Below are 20900 nucleotides of genomic sequence, written 5' to 3' on the forward strand. Positions count from 1 at the left end.
TGATGGACGATGAAAGAAGAAATCGCAGCATTAATGGAGCAAGTTCGATCGAAAAATCCGCTTGTTCACCATATTACGAATACCGTCACGATCAATGATTGTGCGAATGTGACGCTGGCCATTGGCGGATCACCTGTCATGGCCGATTCCCCGGAGGAAGCGGCTTCTATGGTTAAGCTTGCTCAGGCGTTGGTGATCAATATGGGAACGTTGACAGAATCTACTTTTACCGCCATGGTGCGTGCATCACAAGAAGCCAATCGTCGGCAAATTCCCGTTGTATTAGATCCGGTTGGAGTCGGAGCGACGTCGTTTCGCAATGAAAAAGCAAAAGAATTTTTACAAACAGTCGAGCCGCAAATTGTCCGCGGGAATGCGAGCGAAATTTCCTCATTGATAGGCGAAGAAGCGCAGACAAGGGGAGTCGATGCCGGGAACGTTAACGAAGATCTCGCTCTCTTAGCTTCACGGGCGGCAAAGCTGTTAAAGGCAGTAGTCGTCGTCAGCGGTCCAGTGGATTACATCTCAGACGGTAATCGGACAATTGGGATTCAAAATGGTCATCCGATTTTAACAAAGGTGACGGGAACGGGCTGTATGGCTACTTCTTTAATCGGAAATTTTGCCGGAGCAACGAACGACTACTTTTACGCAGCGATTGCCGGGATTTCAGTGATGGGAATCGCAGGAGAGTTGGCATACCGCTCTTTTGGCGAATCACCGGTGGGTACTGGAAGCTTTCATATTCGCTTAATCGATGAAGTTTCTTTTATGAACAGCCGTACTTGGCAGAAAGAAGTGAACTTTGTTGAAGTTTAACGTCAAACAGGCGCTTTCTTTATATCTGGTGACCAGTGAATCAATGGAATTGGAGGAATTATTGAATAAAGTTGAAGCGGCCATTCAAGGCGGTGTGACGATGGTGCAGCTGCGAGAAAAACAATCGTCAGGCAAGCTTTTTTTGAAAAAGGCGCTTGCCTTGAAGTCGCTGACAGAAAAATATGAGATTCCGCTTGTTATCAATGACAGGGTCGATATTGCGCTGGCTGCGGGAGCGGATGGTGTTCATGTCGGACAAAGCGATCTGCCGGCAGCCTATGTGAAAAAAATCGTTCCGCCTTCCATGTTCGTAGGGGTTTCTTGCAGCACCGTAGAGGAAGCGAAAGAAGCCGAAAAACAAGGAGCCGATTATTTAGGGGTAGGAGCTGTTTTTCCGACGAATAGCAAAAAAGACGCGGAACGGTTGGAAAAGGGAATGCTGGAATCCATAGTGGAGAGTGTGAACATCCCCGTTGTTGCCATTGGCGGAATTAACCTGGAAAATGTTCAGCAGTTAAGCCATACAGGAATTGACGGTATCGCTGTTGTTTCAGCTATTCTTTCTAGCAGCAATCCAAAACTGGCAGCAGAAATGCTAAAAAGCGCACGTCTAAAAGGATAAACTGGCAGTTGAAAAGGTGAAAAACCCGTGCAGAAAACGAATGGCACGGGTTTTTCTATGTGTATTTGGCCTAATGCAGTCCGTTAACAAGAATAGAGAAACGACTCTTGAATTCTTTTAAATTTTTGTTAACAAAATTGATTGTATCCGCCCCTTTGATTTCATTAGTCAATGGACCGATTTTTAAGGGGTGGATTTTTTCATGACTTAACATAAGTCATTATCTGAAGTTTTTAACAATAGATAGGAAGGTTATGCAAAATTTCGTTCACTCAATGCTTGCCAACTACTGTCACTATATATAAATGTTACATGTATAGGTTGAAACTCCTATTTTTTTATAGAGTAGTAATATAAATTTAAGTCTTGTTTGAAATAAGATGGACAGTATGCTTTCAATTATTTAAGTTTTGCATCGGGATCAAAAATCGTTTCTCTTTCCACTTTGCATATTCTAGTAGTGAAACGTTTATACCATTCTGTTTTCCCTTTTTCTTGAGCTATTTGATGGCGAACGTTTTCTTTCCAGTTTTGGATGGAATCCAACGAATCCCAATAGGAAACTGTAATCCCCAATCCGTCTTCGTCTCTTACACTCTCTGCTCCTAGAAACCCTTTTTGTTTCGAAACTAATTCCATCATTTCATCAGCCATCTCGTCATATCCTCTGTCGATCTCAGTTCTTTCCGAAGTGAAAATGACAGCGTAGTAGGGAGTTTTTGGTGTTTTAAAAAGATTCATTTTGTTTTCTCCTAGTATTCTGCTATTCTTTATCATTTTATCAGAAATGACGGAACATTGTGAGATAAAAATAAAAAATAATGAACACTCATCAAAAAACATGGAAAAGGGTGACATTGCAATTTTTCAAAGAATGATTATTATTATAAAAAGGTGGCGGCAGGCATAATCTCTTTTCGATGAAATGATTGATGGGAAAAAGTCATGTCTTTGCAGTTTCCCAATCTATTTAATAGAAAGTGGTGTGGTGTTGAAGAGAATTTTATTAAAGAGAGCATTCTTTCATTTGAAAAGAATTTTCAATTTGTAAATTAATGGGTTTAGAGACGGGTTTGTTCAGATTCTAATACGGGACTTTTGAATCATTCGTTATTCTGAGCTATTTAAATTTTTTTCAAGAACACGGAAAGATGATGAAAGCGTTTAATATATCTATTTTACGCCTTAAATCGAGTTTTTAAATGAGAAAAATTTTCTTTTTTGAAGCATGTCAAGAAGTGTTACAAAATAGTGAACTTGAAAAATAAATGAACAATTTTGGCGGACTTTATATTATATTGATATTGTAAATAATATTTATTGTCGTCTCTTGGGATGTTCTTCAGACGTAAAATTGACAATTTCATAATTTGGGAGGAGTTGAGACACACATGATTCAAAAATGGCTGAAATGGCTGAAAGTCCTTCCAGCGGCGATTTTTGCTGCGATGACGCTGGCTGGTTGTGAAAACTATGTAGTTCTCCAGCCGAAAGGACCTGTAGCCAAAACAGAGTATGACCTTATTGTTTTTTCTGCTATAGTCTGCTTAGGTATTATCCTTGTTGTCTTTGCGTTACTTTTCTACATTATATGGCGTTACCGCGACAAACCGGATAACAAAGCACCTTATCAACCGGAATGGGACGACAACAAAACGATTGAGATAATTTGGTGGGCTATTCCGATTGTGATCTGTATGATTTTAGGTTACAGCACCGCCAAAACAACATTTGCACTGGCAAAAGGTACTGGTTTTCATGATTCCGATAAGCAGCCTGTGACGATTCAAGCTACGTCATTGGATTGGAAATGGCTGTTTACTTATCCGGATGATAAAGTAGCTTCTGTCAATGAAGTCGTGATTCCTGCCGGAGTCCCTGTCAAATTTGAACTGACAAGCGATGCGCCAATGAATTCTTTCTGGGTTCCGTCGCTTGGAGGACAGATCTATACGATGCCGGGAATGTCAATGGGACTATATTTAAAAGCAGACAAACCGGGCGTTTATTATGGTTCCGGAGCGAACTTTTCCGGTGAAGGATTTGCTCATATGAAGTTTAAAGTAATTGCAAAACCGGAAAATGAATATAAACAATGGGTAGCTCAAGTGAAAAAATCATCCCCGGCTTTAACGGAAAAAGGTTATGAAACACTTTCAAAACCGGGATTGACGGATAAAGCTTTTTATTCTTCTTATCCGAACGGTTTATTCGAAAAAATTGTGAAGAAAAATGGCGGAGATTTCTACAAAATGCACCATATGGATACTTATAAAACGCACCCGGATTTTGGAAAAGATTCCATGAAGGATGAAAATGGTGGCTCCGACATGAATATGGATATGTCTCATTAACCATTAAAGGCTGCGATGACTTTTCGATGATTCTGATCGCCTTTTAGAAGGAAAAGGAGGAAACGATATGTGGGAGAAAATCAAAGATTTCTCTTCCGGGTTCTTCGTTACAGGGGAACCAATGATATACGGGGCAGACGTTGCGATCGTATTAGTGTCCTTGGCCATCGTTTATGTGCTGACCCGATATAAAAAATGGGGATGGCTTTGGCGCGAATGGCTGACAACTGTTGACCATAAAAAAATTGGAATCATGTATATTATCGCTGCCCTCTTAATGCTCTTCCGTGGGGGAGTAGACGCTTTATTAATGCGTACGCAGTTGGCATTGCCAGGTCTGCATTTTCTTGATTCCAATCACTATAATGAAATTTTCACGACGCACGGAACGATTATGATTTTATTTATGGCGATGCCGTTGATGTTCGGATTGTTTAACATCGCCGTTCCGTTACAAATCGGTGCTCGTGATGTTGCGTATCCGTTTTTAAATGCAGTAAGCTTTTGGATGTTTTTCTTTGGAGCACTGCTGTTCAACTTATCGTTTGTTATCGGAGGTTCGCCGAACGCCGGTTGGCTAAGTTATCCTCCACTTTCTGAAATTCCTTACAGCAGCGGTCCAGGTCAAAACTTCTATGTTTGGGGTATCAATATTTCAGGTATCGGAAGTACAGCAACTGGAATTAACTTCTTAGTCACCATTTTGAAAATGAGAGCACCAGGCATGAAGCTTATGAAAATGCCGCTTTTTACTTGGTCGGTGCTTGCTTCTTGTATTTTAATTATTTTCGCGTTCCCGGTATTTACGGCTACGCTGGCCATGTTGTATATTGACCGCTTCCTTGGCGGACATTTCTTTACGATGACCGGTGCTGGAAACCCGATGATGTATATCAATCTCATTTGGATGTGGGGACATCCTGAAGTTTATATCGTTGTGTTGCCGGCATTTGGTATTTTCTCAGAAGTGGTTGCGACTTTCTCCAAAAAGAAAATTTTTGGATATAAATCAATGGTCTTTTCATTAATTCTGATCAGCGTCATTTCTTATTTCACATGGGCTCACCACTTCTTTACAATGGGTGCAGGGGCCGATGTAAATACGTTCTTTGCTATTGCGACGATGGCGATTGCCATACCGACAGGGGTTAAAATATTTAACTGGCTGTTTACGATGTATAAAGGTCGCATCGAGTTTAGCCAACCAATGTTGTGGACAATCGGCTTTATCGTGTGCTTCGTTATTGGTGGAGCCACTGGGGTTATGCTATCCATTGCTCCAGCTGATTACCAATACCATAACAGCTACTTCTTAATTGCTCACTTCCACAACACGTTGATCGGTGGAGTTGTGTTTGCTTATTTAGCTGGACTGATTTATTGGTGGCCGAAGATGTTCGGTTTTAAATTGAATGACCGTCTAGGTAAATGGGCTTTTTGGTTCTGGAACATCGGTTTCTATGTATGTTTCTTGCCGCAATATGCACTTGGATTTATGGGAATGACCCGTCGTCTTTACACATACGGCTGGGATCGCGGCTGGGCACCTTTAAACTTCGTTTCGACCATCGGAGCATTTTTGATGGGTATCGGATTTATTTTCCAAGCCGTGCAAATTATTTACAGCATCAAACATGGCGAAAAAGATACAACTGGAGATCCATGGAACGGACGTACGTTGGAATGGTCAATTCCTTCACCGGCTCCGCATTATAATTTCGCAGTCGTTCCATATGCACCTGAACAAGATGCATGGTGGGAAATGAAGAAAAAAATGCAGGATCCGGATTACAAAAAAGAAAAAGTAGAATTAGAACCGATTCACATGCCAAAAAATACTGGAATTCCGTTTATAATGTCTTTCTTCTGGTTTATAGCCGGCTTTGGATTTACCTTTGAATGGGTTTGGATGATCGTTGTCGGCTTAATTGGAGTAGCCGCTACGATGTTCGCACGTTCCTTCCAATACGATGATGATTACTATATACCGGTCGAAGAAATTAAAGAAACGGAATCCGCCATGGGGAGGGTGGTATGATGTCCGCGATTACATCCCAACATGATCATCATGTGGAAGAGCTGGAATCCATGAAAGTAATGGGATTCTGGATCTTCCTCGTGACGGACTGTTTAATTTTCGGTACGTTGTTTGCAACGTATGCCGTATTAGTTAACCATATAGCCAATGGTCCAAGCGGAAAAGAAATATTTGAACTTTCCGGAGTAACATGGGAAACGTTCATTCTATTAACAAGCAGTTTTACAAGCGGTTTGGCTATGCTTGCCATGCATAAAGGAAATAAGAAACAAATCATTAACTGGCTGATTGTCACTATTTTGTTAGGAATGTCTTTCGTCGGATTGGAAGTGCGGGAATTTGCTCATATGGTAGATGAAGGGGCAAGCATTTCTACGAGTGCATTTTTAACTGCCTTTTTCACATTAGTCGGTACACATGGATTGCACGTATCCTTAGGGATCTTGTGGATGATAGGATTGATCATTCAACTTTTCCAACGCGGTTTGAATGTGAAAACGAAACGGAAACTGACGGTGATCGGTCTTTATTGGCACTTTCTTGATGTCGTTTGGATCTTCATTTTCACGATTGTGTATTTAATGGGGGTGATGTAACATGGAAAATCACGGCTCACTCAAATCTTATGTGACAGGGTTTATTTTATCGATTATCTTAACCATCATCCCGTTGTTATTAGTGACGAATCATGCATTCAGCAAAGGGGCGCTTGTCGCCGCTATCATTACGATGGCTGTTCTGCAATTTGTCATCCAGTTAGTTTTCTTTATGCATATCCGCGAGTCTGAGAAACCGCGATATAATGTTTTTGCACTTGCGCTGGGCATTGTTTTTGTCATTACCATTGTAATAGGTTCTATATGGATTATGACATTTAACAGTGTCGTACAATAAAAATAGAACGTAAAAAAAGGGTCTAGTCCTCCAACAACCTGCCATTATTTCAAGTGGATAATGATGGTTCGGAGGGCTGGACCCTATTTTGTTGGCGATGGACAGCTTATCTACTTGTCATGAATAGCTGTAACACTTTTCTTTAAAGATTCTCATCATCTGTTTTATTTTCAATTTTTTTGTGATAAACTTCAACTGGATTGTTACTTTAGCAGGATCGAATTTGATGGATATGAGGAGAGAGATATGAAAGAGAATGGCCATTCCACATTGGAAATTATTGAAGTATGTTTACTGGCGGGAAAAATTATGCTAAGAAGCGGAGCTGAAACGTATCGTGTAGAAGATACGATGTCTCGCATCGCTGCTTCATGTGGAATTCAAAACGCCCATTGTTTTGTTGCGCCAACAGCCATTATTTTTTCCATGGATGGAATGGAACCGACCAAACTTGTCCGTATTTCGGAGCGTTCAACGGATCTCCATAAAATCGCTTTAGTGAACAATGTATCAAGAAACATAAGTGCCGGGAAATTAACGATTCGAGAAGCTTATGCACTATTAAAAGAAATGGATCAAAACGACTTTACATTTCCTCTATGGGAACAAATTCTGGCGGCCGCGATTTCAAGTGGCTGTTTTTTAATCATGTTTCAAGGAAAGTGGAACGATTTTCTAGCTGCTTGTATTGCCGGAGCTATCGGGTTTTTGTTTCTTGTGTACGTTCATCGATTTATACAAATCAAGTTTTTTGCCGAATTTTTAGCCTCTCTCATGATTGGTCTCAGTTCTGCTTTTTTTGTCAAAATAGGAATTGGACACCAATTGGATAAGATCATCATTGGTTCGGTGATGCCGCTTGTTCCCGGATTAGCCATTACCAATGCATTGAGAGATTTAATGGCAGGACACCTTGTTTCAGGATTATCAAGGGGAGCGGAAGCCTTTTTAACAGCGTTTGCGATCGGAACCGGAATAGCGGTTGTGTTTACGTTTTTATAAAAATACATACCAAAGACAAAGACTCGAAGATTTCAACGAGAAGAGATGGCTTCATGAATGAGGGGGAAAAGAGATGCTGGAGCAAATGGTTACGAGTTTTATTGCCTCCGCCGGTTTTGGAATTATATTCAATGCGCCTAAAAACTCCTTGCTTCAGTGCGGCTTGGTAGGGATGATCGGCTGGATTATCTATTTTTGGTTAGTAGAAATGCAGTATGATAGCGTGTTTGCTTCTTGTGTCGCATCCATATTTGTCGGGGTGATCAGCTACATTTGTGCCAAAATGTATAAAACACCGGTCATTATTTTCACTGTCGGAGGAATCATCCCTTTAGTACCGGGAGGGCTGGCCTATGATGCGATGAGGCATTTCGTGCAGAATGACTATAATATCGCTCTCCAATTGGCGGCAAAAGTCTTTTTGATTTCAGGTGCCATCGCCATGGGTCTCGTATTTGCGGAAGTTGTCAACCTGATTATCCGGAAATTCCTAAGTATTAAGCAAAAAGCAAGATGGCGTGATTTATACAATAAGGACACGAATATCGAAAGCTGAAAGCTATAGAATGAAAAATTTCTGCAAAAAGAAAACCGTGAATGTAAGATTTTGCTATTTTATTGTTCCATCTGGAGCGTTGGACAAATGTCCCCCCTTTTTACTTAATCTAATTACTGGCGGATTTATAATGAAAATTCTTTTTTTACTTTTTTCAATGAGGTCCATCATTTCCGGATCATCATATATCGACCCATAAAGTCTTGATTTCATTTATTCACGTCTTTTACGAGACGTGATTTTTTTATATCCTTTAAGTCAATTTGAATATTCGAACCATTTTCCTCTTTAAAAGACTTACAAAGTAATCCTCCATCGGTCAAACCATACAAATGCTTTCAATGTCTTATACAATTTGTTGCTGACAAATTGAATTTTCCGTCCAAATCTAACTAAAATGGCAAAGCGTATGACTGATAAAACCAAAATTTTTGCATGAGTTGATAAAGCGAAGATTCCATTCATATAAATGAATGACAGGCATAAACCATGCAAAATAGAAAAGAGCCCTTAAGATCAGCGGAGATGGATGAGTAGGTCTTTAAAAAACAGCAATAGCCGTTTTACTTTCATTATCTTTGATGAATTTCAAGCAAAAACGTCCGTTTGTAAACTACGTGCCATTCCGTGAAGAAGGGGCATATGCAGAGTTTCAATAAGAAAGGGGCGGGAAGATGGCAAACATACAGCTTTCAGGCGAAAAAGTCATCAACTATATTAACGGAGAATGGACTTCTTCAAAGAAAGCGAAATTTGTCCCTATCGTCAATCCGGCTAACGGTCAACCGATCGGTGAAGTATTGCAGTCTTCAAAAGAAGATGTGGATTTGGCTGTCCAAGCGGCGAAACAAGCTCAAAAAAAATGGTCACGTGTACCGGCGCCGCAACGTGCGCAATATTTATATCGGGTTGGCGAATTGTTGAGAGAACGAAAAGAACAGCTGGCTAGCATCCTCACCCAAGAAATGGGGAAAGTCATTGAGGAAGCTCGCGGTGAGGTCCAAGAAGGAATCGATATGGCCTTTTATATGGCAGGAGAAGGAAGAAGATTGTTTGGGCAAACCACGCCATCCGAATTAAGTGATAAGTTTGCCATGAGCATCCGTGTTCCGATTGGTGTCGTTGGAATTATCACTCCTTGGAATTTTCCCATTGCCATTGCTACGTGGAAATCGTTCCCTGCCATTGTTGCCGGAAATACGGTCATTTGGAAGCCGGCTACGGAAACGCCGCTAATGGCAAGAGAATTGGTGAAAATCTTGGATGAAACAGGTTTGCCAAAAGGAGTGATGAATCTTGTTTGCGGTTCTGGTTTCGAAGTCGGATCAGCCATCGTAGAACATCCTGATATCGATGTCATTTCATTTACCGGTTCCAATGAAGTAGGGCGGACGATAGCGGAAAAAGGCGGAAAACTTTTAAAACGTGTTTCGCTTGAAATGGGCGGAAAAAATGCGGTGATTGTCATGGAAGATGCCGATTTATCGCTGGCAGTGGAAGGAATCATATGGAGCGCCTTCGGTACGAGCGGACAAAGGTGTACAGCGTGCAGCCGGGTGATCGTACATGAAAACGTAAAAGCCGAACTGGAAAAACGTAAGCGTAAAATAATCCCCACCTTTTAATGATAGGGATTAAATACTATTATTGTGATAAGTTATTAAAAACCCGACAATTCAAAGGAATTGTTTTGGACCAAGGAAGTAGTTGATCAAGCTCATCCATATTGCTTATATCCATATTGGGAAGCCTTTCAAATAAGTAGCGAAGATAATAAAATGGATTTAATTTATTCTCTTTTGCTGTCTCCACAATACTGTAAATGATTGAGCTGGCCTTAGCTCCTTTCGGAGTATTGCTAAAAATCCAGTTCTTCCTACCGATCACAAATGGTTTAATGGATCGTTCACTTCGATTATTATCGATTTCTAAACGTCCATCCTCTAAAAATGCCACGAGTTTTTCCCATTGGTTGAGGCAGTATGTAATGGCTTGACCTAATAGACTCTTTGGTAAAACATTGCTTTTCTCTGTTTTTAGCCATGCTGAAAAAGCCTCCAACAATGGTTGGCTGTGTTTAAGTCGTTTTTTATATCGTTCTTCTGGTGTACATTCTTTCAAATCACGCTCGATGGCAAATAGCTGATTACAGAAATTGAGTCCTTCCCGAACTGTGACTGCTGAATGACGTTTGGATTCAGGAAGTACGTTTAAAGCCTCATCGAACTTTCTGCGGGCATGAGCCCAACATCCAACTAATGTTACGCCGGATACCTTATGGTATCCTGCATATCCATCGACATGCAGGTATCCTTTAAACCCTTTTAGGAATTCTTTGGCATGTTCTCCTGCTCTAGTTTCCTGATAGTCATAAAGGACAAGTGGTGGATCCTCTCTTCCAGTCCGATAAAGCCACATGTAAGATTTCGATGTACTTGACCTTCCAGGTTCATGTAAAACCTGAACAGTTGTTTCATCCGCATGTAGAATGTCTTTAGAGAGGAGATGCTCTTTCATTCGTTGATAAATTGGCGCAAGCCATTTTTCGGCACCATAAAGCATCCAATTGGCCATGGTTTGCCTGGATAAGATCACACCTAATCGTTTGAACTGTTGTTCTTGGCGATATAGAGGTAGCCCCTCTACATATTTTTGATTCATAATATATGCCATGCTTGACGGTGAAGCTAAACTTTTTGGATACACAGATTTTGGGGCAGGTGCTGTAACGATTGGTGTCTCTATTTCATTACGCTCACAATGACGGCATCCATAGACATATCGAACGTGTTTTAAAACTTTGACTTGAGCCGGAATAATCACTAATTCTTGTCGTACTTCTGTGCTCATTTCGTGTGTTTTTTCACCGCAACACGAACAGACCTGCTCTTCTTCGGGTAAACGATATTCAATCGTTTCCATAGGCAGGTTTTCAAACGTAGCTTGACGTTGACCACGTTTCTTTTTACGACGATATGTAATTGTTTCAACAGTTGGCTCTTCGGCTTTTACATTAGACTCTACCTCTGCTTCATTGAATAAAGGTAGTTCTAATTGATTAGGATTTGTTTTTTCGCTTGAAGAGCCAAATTTTCGTTTTTGACTAAGACGATACTGTTCTTCATACCATCGTAATTTCGCCGTCAATTCAACGATTTGCTGTTGAAGTTTTTCAATTAATTCAAATGGGTTTTGGGTAGGATTCTTTAAATTTTTCATCATGTAGTAATAATTCGACGGTTTTAGCTATTTTCCTCCAAGGTTTTTGTTAAAAGTAAAAAATTCATATAACTGTTCTAGCCTTTACTTCTGGGTGTGCTTTCTTTTGCTCCATTGCAAGACCATCCAATAACCAGCGTAATTGCCGATAACTAATTTGTATCGTTCCAGTGTCATTTTCATTTGGCCATTGAAATTTTCCTTTTTCCAATCGACGATAATAAAGCCAAAAACCATTATAGTCCCAGTGAAGAATTTTTAATTTATCTCGCTTTCGATTACAGAACACAAAATAGCTTGATGAAAAGGGATCTAAATCAAATCCCTCTTTCACCAAAGCAGCTAATCCATCAATGGATTTTCTCAAATCAGTACTTCCTTTTGCCAAGTAAACTCGTTCAGCTCTTGTACCAACTAACATGTTGATTTCAACGTCCTAACCACTTCTGAAAGAAAGGCCGGATCGAAACCAGGTTTTACTTCAATTGAAATCCCACTAATTTCAATCCGTAATGAATTTTCAACTGTTTGTGAATGATCTTCTAGGGTAACGGATGCCCATTTTGTAGACTTTCCTTGATTTTTTATTGGATTTTCAATTTTTCTTAACCAGTATTTAAACTGGTGAATACTCCATTGATTTTCCTTGCACCAGTTTACTTGAGTTTGACCGCTTTTACGATAGTCAGCGATTCGTTGTTCCCAAACCTTTCGTAATTCAGGATTCTTAGGCATAAAAAAACCTCCTTCAATTTCATCTTGAGGAGATTATCTCATGAAATTAGCACATCAAGAAGGTGTCCAAGATTTGACGCTTACGGAAAAACGTCTGCTTCAAGAAATGAAAAAACTGACAATCGGAAATGGATTAAACGAAGACGTCAAAATAGGGCCTGTTATTAACAAAAGTGCATTAAAGAAAATACATGAGTTTGTAGAAATGGGTCAAAAGGAAGGGGCCGACTTGCTTGCGGGAGGTTATATCGTTAAAGAAAAAAATCTCGACGGCGGAAATTATTATGCCCCTACTTTATTTACGAATGTTCGGCCTGATATGAGAATTGCTCAAGAGGAAATTTTTGGACCGGTGCTTTCCATCATTCCTGTTCGAAGTTTTGAAGAAGCGGTGGAAGTGAATAATAGCGTTGCTTATGGATTATCCAGTTCCATTTATACACGAAATGTCAACCGAGTGTTTGCCGCTCAGCGAGACTTAGATACGGGCATTGTGTACATTAATGCCGGAACGACCGGTGCGGAAATTCATCTGCCATTCGGCGGCACAAAAGGCACCGGCAATGGTCATCGCGATTCCGGTGTGGCAGCATTGGATGTGTTTACGGAATGGAAAAGTGTGTATGTCGATTTTAGCGGAAAATTACAGCGAGCTCAAATCGATGTGGAATCATGATATCGCTTGAAGTGAATTAGGGTGGGAAAAGAACGTTTGTCGTTTCCATTTTTATAAACTGTTCTACCAGTTTTTGAATTATACAAAATGTGAAAAACCTCATTGCAAACCTTTTGGGCCAAGAACTCTACAATTTACGTACCGTAAAAACTTTGTAGCAGCTACAGAGGCAACTTCCATGCTGACAGTTTTTGCACACTTTAAGATAAATATTATTCGCAAGTAATCGGGTGAAATCCGGGTCAAATTTTCAAAAGATCGAAAATGGCAATAAGCATAAAAGAGAGGCGGGAAATGATGAAAAAAGTTGGATCGATTATATTCGTTTTCCTTCTGGCGATTGGATTAGCGGCATGTGGCCAAAAATCGGAAAAGTCGGGAAATGGCGGCACCAAAGAAAGGACGGTTGTGTTTGCGACAGAACCTGCTATTGCCCCATTCTCATTTAAAGAAAATGGCCAGTTAAAAGGTTTTGATATTGAGATTGTTCAAGAAATTGCGAAAGAGAAGCATTACAAAGTGAAATGGAGAGAAATGAAATTTGACGGTTTGATCACGTCACTGCAGTCCAAGCAAGTGGATGGCGGAGTGGCAGCCATTACAATACGCGACGACCGAAAGAAAGTAATCGATTTTACCGAACCATATTACCAATCTGGACTGGTCTTAGTGACGAAAAAAGAAAGCGCCATCAAATCATTGAAAGATTTAAAAGGAAAAATGATCGTTGCGAAACAAGGTTCTTCCGGTTTGGAAAAAGCCAATGAGCTGAAAGCGAAGTATGGGGCCAATGTCAAAATATTAGAAGATGAACCAACTCTTTATATGGATGTAGAAAAAGGTCGTGCAGATGCGTTAGTGAACGATTTGCCGTTTGTCATGTCTAAAATTCATTCAGGAACGGCTTCCCAACTCAAGATCGTAGGCAAAAAACTAACGACAGAGGATTACGGCATTGCGATTGCTAAAGATGAATCACAACTTTTAAAAGACTTTAACGACGGGTTGGCGAAATTGAAGAAAAACGGAAAATACGATCAATTATATGAAAAATACTTTGGAACCAAGCCGAAATAAAGCAAGGGTGCACTCGCAGCACCCTTTTTCAAGTCAATGATGGAAATTTGTATCTTTTATTTTATAGTTCAAAGATGGAGAAGAGCGTGGCGATAGCTGAAGGAGGGAATATGATGAATGGATTTTTACTTGTCATGGATCAGATGCCGCTTTTATTGAAAGGAGCATGGAAAACCATTGAACTAGCGATATTTTCGCTTTTCTTTGCGGCCATTATCGGTCTCGTGTTCGGATTGTTCCGAGTCTCTCGGTCAAAACTATTGCGGGCCATTACCAAATTTTATGTCAGCTTAATCAGGGGAACTCCCCTTTACGTCCAGCTCATTTTCTTTTATTTTGGCGTTTTTCCATTGATTATCAAAGGATCGATTGAACCTACAACGGCCGGTATTTTTGTTTTGAGCATAAATGCGGGGGCGTATTTGGTGGAAATTTTCCGCGGCGGGATAGAATCTATTGACCGTGGACAAATGGAAGCAGGGAGAGCTTCGGGATTGAGTTATTGGCAGACGATGAGGCATGTAATTCTTCCGCAAGCAGTGAAACGGATGATCCCCGCCTTCTTGAATCAATTTATCATCAGCTTAAAAGATACTTCTTTGTTTGCGACTATAGGAGTGGCGGAATTAACGTATACAGCTCAAACGATTTATTCGATTAATTTTAAAGCGTTCCAGTTTTTGACGGCGATCGCAGTTATGTATTGGATCATCATCACCCTTTTAACGTGGATGGCCACTTTTTTGGAAAAAAGATGGGTGTCAGAATAATCATAGAACTTCTTTAGCATGAAATTTAGTGTGCTGGTAGGATTGTTTTTCCATTCAATTTGAATGAATGTGTAAATTTTTTTCACTCAATGCCTTATAGAAACAGGCTCCTAGCAATCTCATGAGTTGAAAAATCTGAATTTAGATTTGGTACGGTTTTTTGAAAATACGGCCATTGTTCCCTAAAAGAACGGAAAACAATGGCGCTCTTTATATTTTCCACGAAAGTCCGCCGTTATACTTTATTCCTTATCTATATAAGTTGAATTAAAGATTTACAACTGAACACACAAATGATCGATCGTTTGTTCTGGTTTCTGGTTGATTCGCTGAATAAAGGCTTGGACATTCTTTCTAATTTCTTGCACACTCGAATAGAACACGTTGTAAATCACGTCTGATTTCAGCCATTTCCATAGCCCTTCAATCAAGTTCAATTGCGGACTGTATGGTGGCAAAAAGACGAGCTCTAACCAATCTTCGTGTTCTTTTAAAAATGGCTGAATGAGTTTGGCATGGTGAATTCGAGCGTTATCTAAAATCATCACTATTTTGCCTGTGGGATAGCGTTCTAACACAAGTTGAAGAAATCGAAGAAATGTTTCCGCGTCATAGCGTTCTTCTTCGATGCAAAACACTTCCCCTGTTTCGTAGTTCAACGTGCCAATCAGCTTCAGCCCTTGATGTTTTCCAAACGTCGGAATGATTCGTTGTTTTCCTTTGACAAACCATGTTTTTTGAATCGCTTGGTAATCACGAATCATCGACTCATCTTGAAAGAGGACATGGGCGATGTTCCCATCTACCAGTTTTTTTTACTTCAGGGAAGGTGATTTCGACGAATTCTTTTTGTTTCTCTTCATCGGCATTGGCTAGTGTATAGGTCGGTTTCGTATAGCTTAGCCCTAACCGATGCAGAATGTCACTTGTTCCGCGAAGCGTGTATGTTGGCCCCCACTTTTGTTGAATGAGTTCAGCGATTATCGCAAGCGTCCAATTATATTTTGCTTCGAATCCCACATCTACGGGGAGCTGATGTTCAATGATCAAAGCCAGCTCTTTTTCCTGCTCAGGGGTCAATCGACGTGGGGCGCCAGGTGAGTATTTCATCTCCAGTCCATCAAGACCGCGCTGGGCGTAGGCATGAATATAGTTATAAATAGTTTTCTTGGATCGACCAATAATCGTTGCGATTTCTCCTTTGGTATATCCCTGCAAATGAAGATAAATCGCTTGGTAGCGTTCATATGCTCGTTTACTTTTTGCTTCTTTCATGGCAGTGGACAACTTTTCGATCTCGTCTTTGTGATTTGGCATCATATTTTCTCTCCGTTCCCCTATTTTCTCTTTGTATTTATTCGCCGTGGAACGGGAGAAAACCTTTATTTCAATTTACTCAACTTTCGCAGTGAAAAATTTATGAATAATCCTTGATTTGATAGGTTTCTTTGGGTATCTCATATTCACTTGACACTGAAAAAATTCGTCTAAAAAACAAAAAGACACCTCTTTCTTTTGGTAAACTATTGGTGACCAAACCAAAAACCAAAGAAAGAAAGGTGTCACCATTATGATAACGAAAAAAGAGTATTTTGCGCAATTACCAAAAGAAATAAAAGACGGATTTTCTGAATTACAAATTGGTAATCATTTAAGAAAAGCAGGAATTATCAAGGCTTGTGGTTATTCTTGTTTATCGATTTTTCAACTATTATTTCTTCTTGTTTTTCAATACAGAAACTGGTACCACGCCTTACAAAGCAAAAAGGCTGCCGATTTACCAGGAAAAGATACCATTTATCGTTTTTTGAACTCGTCTACGTATAACTGGAGAACCTTTTTACTATCTCTGAGCTCCGAAGTGATTCGTCGTGTGAAACAAACGATTTCGAAGCGCCGTGTTACCGTGTTTATTGTAGACGATTCGATTTATTCTCGTAACCGTAGTAAATCGGTTGAGCTTCTAGCTAAAGTATTCGATCATTCCACTCGTCAGTTTGTCAATGGTTTTCAACTATTAACGCTCGGATGGTCCGATGGCTTTACATTTGTACCTATCGATTTCGCTCTTTTGAGTTCAGCGAACCAAAAGAATCGCTTGAACGAAATCCATTCGTCCATTGATAAACGAACCACAGGCTACAAACGACGGCTCGAGGCATTGGAAGCAAAACCAAACATGGTGTTGAAATTAGTAGAACATGCATTGGATAAAGGAATTTTCGCTGATTATGTGCTCATGGATACATGGTTTACTCATGCCCCGTTGGTGGAGAAGATTCACTCCAAAGGCCTTTTTGTCATTGGTATGGTCAAACAGCTGAAACAACGGTATCTTTTCAACGGAGAACGTTTAACCTTGGAACAACTGTATCGAAAAGCGAAACGAGACATTGGCAAAAAAGAAACACTCGGCTCGATTCACGCAACCCTTCATACGGGTTTACCAGTGAAAATCGTGTTTGTGCGGAATCGAAACAACCAAAGTGAATGGCTAGCCATTTTGAGTACAGATACCACGCTGTCTAATGAAGAAATCGTTCGAATCTATGGGATGCGTTGGGACATTGAAACCTTTTTTAAATTCAGTAAATCGTTTTTACATTTAGCCAAAGAGTTTCAAGGTCGTTCCTATGACATGATGATTAGCCATACTACCATTGTCTTCACTCGGTATATCTTGATTGCTTGGCAACTTCGGAAAGAAGAGGATCCGAAGACCATGGGCAACTTATTCTTGTTTCTATGTGACGAAGTAAAGGAGATGGACTTTAAAACGGCTTTACTACAATTGATTTCTCTTTTCCAAACTTTGGCTGAAGCTAAGGTTTATTTGAGTATGGACATTTTTCAGTGTCAACTGTCCAATTGGATTACTTCTTTACCTCGTTATATCAAGGACTGTCTCCATATTTCTGTGTGCGAAAGTTGAGAATTTATATATTAAAAGTTTTTCCTTCCCCGGGCGGCTCCCCATTTGTTCCATAACCCAATTACAAGCATTGAAATTTCCTGATGAATAAATGATGCAAAATCTTTCAATCTGCGTTATTCTTGGAGTGGGGCATTAAGATAATCAGATAGTAGAGATAATAGTTTGTCGTGGCAGAGAAGAATAGTGAAAGAGAAGGAGAGAAAAATGGTGAAAGCGATATTAACCGTAATCGGAAAAGATAACATTGGTATTATTGCGGGGGTTAGCCAGCAATTAGCCGATTTGAAAATTAATATATTAGATGTCAGTCAAACGATTATGAACGGTTATTTTACAATGATGATGATGCTTGATCTATCCAAAGCATCGGAAAGTTTTGAAACGATCAAGAAAGCACTGGCTGAAAAAGGCGTAGAATTGAATGTACAAATCAAAATCCAGCATGAAGATATTTTTAACTCAATGCATAGTTTATAAGTTGGGGGTTTACGATGGAAACAAATAAAATATTAGAAACCATCCGCATGATTGAAGAAGAAAAGCTTGATATTCGCACCATTACAATGGGAATTTCTTTACTGGATTGTATTGATGCGGATGGGAAGAAAGCACGTGAAAAAATTTATGATAAAATTACGCGGAAAGCGGAACATTTAGTCAAGGTAGGTCAGGAAATCGAGACCGAATACGGGATTCCGATCATCCATAAACGAATAGCGGTGACACCGATTTCTTTAATTGCCGGAGCAACAGATGAAAAAGATTATGTGGCTTTTGCGAAAACACTCGATGAAGCGTCAAAGGCTGTAGGTGTTAATTTTGTTGGTGGTTTTTCGGCGCTGGTTCAAAAAGGTTACCATAAAGGGGATCACATTTTGATTCAATCCATCCCCGAGGCTTTAGCCACCACGGAAAGAGTATGTTCTTCTGTAAACGTTGGTTCAACACGGACAGGCATTAATATGGACGCTGTTAAAGAAATGGGAGAAGTCATAAAGAAAACGGCGGAATTAACAGCCGATGAACATGGCTTAGGCTGTGCGAAATTGGTTGTGTTTGCGAATGCTGTAGAAGATAATCCGTTTATGGCAGGAGCGTTCCACGGTGTCGGCGAAGCGGACTGTGTCATCAATGTCGGCGTCAGCGGACCCGGAGTGGTAAAACGGGCATTGGAAAAGGTAAAAGGAGAAAGCTTTGATGTTGTCGCGGAAACTGTGAAAAAGACGGCGTTTAAAATCACACGCATGGGCCAGCTCGTCGGCCAAGAAGCGTCCAAACGTTTAGGCGTGCCGTTCGGAATTGTTGATCTGTCTTTGGCTCCTACTCCGGCGATAGGAGATTCGGTTGCCCACATCTTGGAAGAAATGGGTCTGGAATCAGTGGGAACGCATGGTACGACTGCGGCACTTGCCCTTTTAAATGATGCCGTCAAAAAAGGTGGGGTCATGGCTTGCGGTCATGTAGGGGGACTAAGCGGAGCGTTTATTCCGGTGTCAGAAGATGCTGGTATGATCGACGCCGTGAACAGAGGTTCTTTGAACTTGGAAAAATTAGAAGCAATGACCGCTATTTGCTCGGTTGGTCTTGATATGATTGCCGTCCCTGGAGATACTCCTGCTGAAACGATCTCTGCCATGATCGCCGATGAAGCAGCGATTGGGGTAATTAACAACAAAACGACGGCGGTAAGGGTGATACCGGCACCAGGTAAAGCGGTTGGCGAAATGGTCGAGTTCGGAGGTCTGCTCGGGCGCGCACCGGTTATGGCCGTCAATTCTTATTCCTCCGCTGATTTCATCGCCCGCGGCGGTCACATTCCGGCACCGATCCATTCATTTAAAAATTAAATGAATCAATACAAACTATATTCTTTTTGAAGAAATCGTTTGTTTCTTTCTGGTCTCATGATTGGATAACTAGTGAGTAAAACATTCCGGTCAATGGGACCGTTTTTCCGCTTCCATGATCTACTATAAATGATGGAAGCGGATTTTTTTAACTAAATTAGGGGATCTTAACACGGATGAAAGTCAACCCGCTGTCTTGGTACAATGTACACAAAAAATAAACGAATTTCTGATCTTGAAATTCAAAGGTGCAAGCCATTAATAAAAAACCCCGTATCCACTAGAGTGACTTACAGCTAATCGTGTAAAGATGAATTTTAAAACAGCCAAGCTGCTTAGATGTTTCATTAAATCGGGATTAAGTTCAACATAAAAACATTATGTTAACTAGGAATAAGGGATCTACAACCGATTCGATATTGAACTACCGCTTAACTCTTTTCTTTTTCTTACTGTCGAAAAAAGCTCTCCTAATGGGGGACGAACGATTTGGATCATGATATAATTAGGCTACAATATGGCATTTGCACTGCCTTACAATGATGGATGAGGTGAAAAGATGAATTCTCACGAGATTGATTATGAATTGCATGGCGATGATATGCAATGTGTTGAAATTGAGCTGGATCCGCAAGAAAGTGTAGTCGCGGAAGCAGGCGGCATGATGATGATGGAAGACGGCATCGAGATGGAAACTGTCTTTGGAGATGGCAGAGAACAAAAAAGCGGGTTATTCGGCAAGTTAGTTGGTGCAGGCAAACGTTTGCTTACGGGTGAAAGTTTATTCATGACCGTTTTTACCAACCAATCATCCGATAAAAGGAGAGTTTCTTTCGCTGCTCCCTATCCTGGAAAAATTATTCCTCTTGATTTAACTCAATTCAACGGCAAAGTCATTTGTCAAAAGGATGCTTTTTTATGCGCGGCTAAAGGTGTATCCATTGGCATTGAATTTCAAAGAAAACTTGGTACCGGCTTTTTCGGTGGAGAAGGATTTATCATGCAGAAGCTGGAAGGCGATGGGCTTGCCTTTCTCCATGCCGGAGGAACGATTATCAAAAAAGATCTTTCTCCCGGAGAATTGTTGCGGGTGGATACAGGCTGTTTAGTCGCTTTAACTCAAGATGTCGACTATAATATCGAATATGTCGGAAAAGTGAAAACCGCTTTCTTTGGCGGTGAAGGCCTCTTCTTTGCAACCCTTCGTGGACCGGGAACGGTTTGGGTGCAAACATTGCCATTTAGCCGATTGGCAGACCGAGTTCTAGCCAATGCTCCTAGCCATGGCGGAGATTCGACCGGTGAGGGAAGCATACTTGGCGGACTTGGACGACTGCTGGATGGAGACGATTAATC

At 40.5% G+C, this 20900-nt stretch carries 19 protein-coding genes and 2 pseudogenes; 16 read left to right on the forward strand and 5 right to left on the reverse strand.

Annotated features, from left to right (window positions below; translation table 11 throughout):
* The first annotated feature begins 9 nt into the window (after window positions 1-9).
* Together thiM and thiE are read left to right on the forward strand one after the other, a co-directional pair.
* Window positions 10-819: a hydroxyethylthiazole kinase gene (thiM, locus tag N1I87_RS07675; RefSeq protein ID WP_341101229.1), complete on the forward strand. Its 810-nt coding sequence runs from the start codon at window positions 10-12 to the stop codon at window positions 817-819.
* Window positions 806-1441, forward strand: coding sequence for a thiamine phosphate synthase (gene thiE / locus N1I87_RS07680; RefSeq protein ID WP_341101231.1), 636 nt, complete (start codon window positions 806-808; stop codon window positions 1439-1441). The genes thiM and thiE overlap by 14 nt, the downstream gene beginning before the upstream one ends.
* 399 nt (window positions 1442-1840) lie before the next feature.
* Here the strand turns inward: thiE and N1I87_RS07685 are convergent, their stop codons facing one another.
* Window positions 1841-2182, reverse strand: a complete 342-nt coding sequence (locus N1I87_RS07685) for an antibiotic biosynthesis monooxygenase family protein (protein ID WP_341101233.1) — start codon at window positions 2180-2182, stop codon at window positions 1841-1843.
* Window positions 2183-2832: 650 nt separating this feature from the next.
* Here N1I87_RS07685 and coxB point away from each other — a divergent pair.
* The 7 genes and pseudogenes from coxB to N1I87_RS07720 form a co-directional block, all read left to right on the forward strand.
* On the forward strand, window positions 2833-3795 hold the full coding sequence (gene coxB / locus N1I87_RS07690) for a cytochrome c oxidase subunit II (RefSeq protein ID WP_341101235.1): 963 nt from the start codon (window positions 2833-2835) through the stop codon (window positions 3793-3795).
* A 67-nt stretch (window positions 3796-3862) separates the two neighbouring features.
* Window positions 3863-5833 (forward strand): cbb3-type cytochrome c oxidase subunit I, encoded by a 1971-nt coding sequence (locus N1I87_RS07695; protein ID WP_341101236.1) that lies wholly within the window; start codon window positions 3863-3865, stop codon window positions 5831-5833.
* A complete protein-coding gene (cyoC, locus tag N1I87_RS07700; RefSeq protein ID WP_048623491.1) occupies window positions 5833-6429 on the forward strand; it encodes a cytochrome o ubiquinol oxidase subunit III in 597 nt (198 codons plus the stop codon). The genes N1I87_RS07695 and cyoC overlap by 1 nt, the downstream gene beginning before the upstream one ends.
* A 1-nt stretch (window position 6430) precedes the next feature.
* Complete coding sequence (gene cyoD, locus N1I87_RS07705) at window positions 6431-6727, forward strand: cytochrome o ubiquinol oxidase subunit IV (RefSeq protein WP_004439978.1); 297 nt, start codon at window positions 6431-6433, stop codon at window positions 6725-6727.
* 246 nt (window positions 6728-6973) lie between these two features.
* Entirely contained in the window at window positions 6974-7729 is a 756-nt protein-coding gene (locus N1I87_RS07710; protein WP_341101237.1) for a threonine/serine exporter family protein, read from the forward strand.
* A 73-nt stretch (window positions 7730-7802) separates the two neighbouring features.
* Window positions 7803-8285, forward strand: a complete 483-nt coding sequence (locus tag N1I87_RS07715; RefSeq protein WP_341101239.1) for a threonine/serine exporter family protein — start codon at window positions 7803-7805, stop codon at window positions 8283-8285.
* Between the two features lie 674 nt (window positions 8286-8959).
* A pseudogene (locus tag N1I87_RS07720) lies at window positions 8960-9883 on the forward strand (aldehyde dehydrogenase family protein); the annotation flags it as partial.
* Between the two features lie 46 nt (window positions 9884-9929).
* On the opposite strand, the gene tnpC reads toward N1I87_RS07720, so the two are convergent.
* The 3 genes from tnpC to tnpA form a co-directional block, all read right to left on the reverse strand.
* Window positions 9930-11507 carry an IS66 family transposase gene (tnpC, locus tag N1I87_RS07725; protein WP_048623352.1) on the reverse strand — a complete coding sequence of 526 codons (1578 nt, stop codon included), beginning with the start codon at window positions 11505-11507 and terminating at the stop codon, window positions 9930-9932.
* Between the two features lie 61 nt (window positions 11508-11568).
* Window positions 11569-11925, reverse strand: coding sequence for an IS66 family insertion sequence element accessory protein TnpB (tnpB, locus tag N1I87_RS07730; RefSeq protein WP_003352857.1), 357 nt, complete (start codon window positions 11923-11925; stop codon window positions 11569-11571).
* The gene (gene tnpA / locus N1I87_RS07735) at window positions 11919-12239 is read right to left on the reverse strand and encodes an IS66 family insertion sequence element accessory protein TnpA (protein WP_003352856.1); all 321 of its coding nucleotides are present in this window, start codon (window positions 12237-12239) and stop codon (window positions 11919-11921) included. Before tnpA ends, tnpB begins: the two co-directional genes overlap by 7 nt.
* Window positions 12240-12324: 85 nt before the next feature.
* On the opposite strand from tnpA, the pseudogene N1I87_RS07740 reads away from it, so the two are divergent.
* The 3 genes and pseudogenes from N1I87_RS07740 to N1I87_RS07750 form a co-directional block, all read left to right on the forward strand.
* Window positions 12325-12915: pseudogene (locus N1I87_RS07740) on the forward strand (aldehyde dehydrogenase family protein); the annotation flags it as partial.
* A 294-nt stretch (window positions 12916-13209) separates the two neighbouring features.
* Complete coding sequence (locus tag N1I87_RS07745; RefSeq protein WP_341101241.1) at window positions 13210-13992, forward strand: basic amino acid ABC transporter substrate-binding protein; 783 nt, start codon at window positions 13210-13212, stop codon at window positions 13990-13992.
* 113 nt (window positions 13993-14105) lie between these two features.
* A complete protein-coding gene (locus tag N1I87_RS07750) occupies window positions 14106-14762 on the forward strand; it encodes an amino acid ABC transporter permease (protein ID WP_004439960.1) in 657 nt (218 codons plus the stop codon).
* Window positions 14763-15037: 275 nt separating this feature from the next.
* Here N1I87_RS07750 and N1I87_RS07755 read toward each other — a convergent pair.
* Window positions 15038-16082 (reverse strand): IS630-like element ISBs2 family transposase gene (locus tag N1I87_RS07755; protein WP_341101242.1). Its coding sequence is split into 2 segments (ribosomal slippage): window positions 15038-15577 and window positions 15579-16082, totalling 1044 coding nucleotides; the frame shifts between segments, so codons are not numbered across the junction.
* Between the two features lie 250 nt (window positions 16083-16332).
* On the opposite strand from N1I87_RS07755, the gene N1I87_RS07760 reads away from it, so the two are divergent.
* The 4 genes from N1I87_RS07760 to N1I87_RS07775 all read left to right on the forward strand — a co-directional run bounded on the left by N1I87_RS07760 (window position 16333) and on the right by N1I87_RS07775 (window position 20898).
* Window positions 16333-17694, forward strand: coding sequence for an IS4 family transposase (locus N1I87_RS07760; protein ID WP_003353499.1), 1362 nt, complete (start codon window positions 16333-16335; stop codon window positions 17692-17694).
* A gap of 210 nt (window positions 17695-17904) precedes the next feature.
* On the forward strand, window positions 17905-18174 hold the full coding sequence (locus N1I87_RS07765; protein WP_040342136.1) for an ACT domain-containing protein: 270 nt from the start codon (window positions 17905-17907) through the stop codon (window positions 18172-18174).
* Between the two features lie 14 nt (window positions 18175-18188).
* A complete protein-coding gene (locus N1I87_RS07770) occupies window positions 18189-19544 on the forward strand; it encodes a PFL family protein (RefSeq protein WP_048623486.1) in 1356 nt (451 codons plus the stop codon).
* Between the two features lie 559 nt (window positions 19545-20103).
* On the forward strand, window positions 20104-20898 hold the full coding sequence (locus N1I87_RS07775) for a TIGR00266 family protein (protein WP_341101243.1): 795 nt from the start codon (window positions 20104-20106) through the stop codon (window positions 20896-20898).
* Window positions 20899-20900: the final 2 nt, after the last annotated feature.

The organism is Bacillus sp. FSL W8-0102 (genome assembly GCF_038007225.1).
GTDB lineage: Bacteria > Bacillota > Bacilli > Bacillales > DSM-4216 > Bacillus_O > Bacillus_O smithii.

Bases quoted from the DNA above. Each gene is read 5' to 3' on its own strand.
- thiM (WP_341101229.1), top strand. From the start codon at position 10: ATGAAAGAAGAAATCGCAGCATTAATGGAGCAAGTTCGATCGAAAAAT.
- N1I87_RS07685 (WP_341101233.1), bottom strand. From the start codon at position 2,182: ATGAATCTTTTTAAAACACCAAAAACTCCCTACTACGCTGTCATTTTC.
- coxB (WP_341101235.1), top strand. From the start codon at position 2,833: ATGATTCAAAAATGGCTGAAATGGCTGAAAGTCCTTCCAGCGGCGATT.
- N1I87_RS07695 (WP_341101236.1), top strand. From the start codon at position 3,863: ATGTGGGAGAAAATCAAAGATTTCTCTTCCGGGTTCTTCGTTACAGGG.
- cyoC (WP_048623491.1), top strand. From the start codon at position 5,833: ATGTCCGCGATTACATCCCAACATGATCATCATGTGGAAGAGCTGGAA.
- cyoD (WP_004439978.1), top strand. From the start codon at position 6,431: ATGGAAAATCACGGCTCACTCAAATCTTATGTGACAGGGTTTATTTTA.
- N1I87_RS07710 (WP_341101237.1), top strand. From the start codon at position 6,974: ATGAAAGAGAATGGCCATTCCACATTGGAAATTATTGAAGTATGTTTA.
- N1I87_RS07715 (WP_341101239.1), top strand. From the start codon at position 7,803: ATGCTGGAGCAAATGGTTACGAGTTTTATTGCCTCCGCCGGTTTTGGA.
- tnpC (WP_048623352.1), bottom strand. From the start codon at position 11,507: ATGATGAAAAATTTAAAGAATCCTACCCAAAACCCATTTGAATTAATT.
- tnpB (WP_003352857.1), bottom strand. From the start codon at position 11,925: ATGTTAGTTGGTACAAGAGCTGAACGAGTTTACTTGGCAAAAGGAAGT.
- tnpA (WP_003352856.1), bottom strand. From the start codon at position 12,239: ATGCCTAAGAATCCTGAATTACGAAAGGTTTGGGAACAACGAATCGCT.
- N1I87_RS07745 (WP_341101241.1), top strand. From the start codon at position 13,210: ATGATGAAAAAAGTTGGATCGATTATATTCGTTTTCCTTCTGGCGATT.
- N1I87_RS07750 (WP_004439960.1), top strand. From the start codon at position 14,106: ATGAATGGATTTTTACTTGTCATGGATCAGATGCCGCTTTTATTGAAA.
- N1I87_RS07760 (WP_003353499.1), top strand. From the start codon at position 16,333: ATGATAACGAAAAAAGAGTATTTTGCGCAATTACCAAAAGAAATAAAA.
- N1I87_RS07770 (WP_048623486.1), top strand. From the start codon at position 18,189: ATGGAAACAAATAAAATATTAGAAACCATCCGCATGATTGAAGAAGAA.
- N1I87_RS07775 (WP_341101243.1), top strand. From the start codon at position 20,104: ATGAATTCTCACGAGATTGATTATGAATTGCATGGCGATGATATGCAA.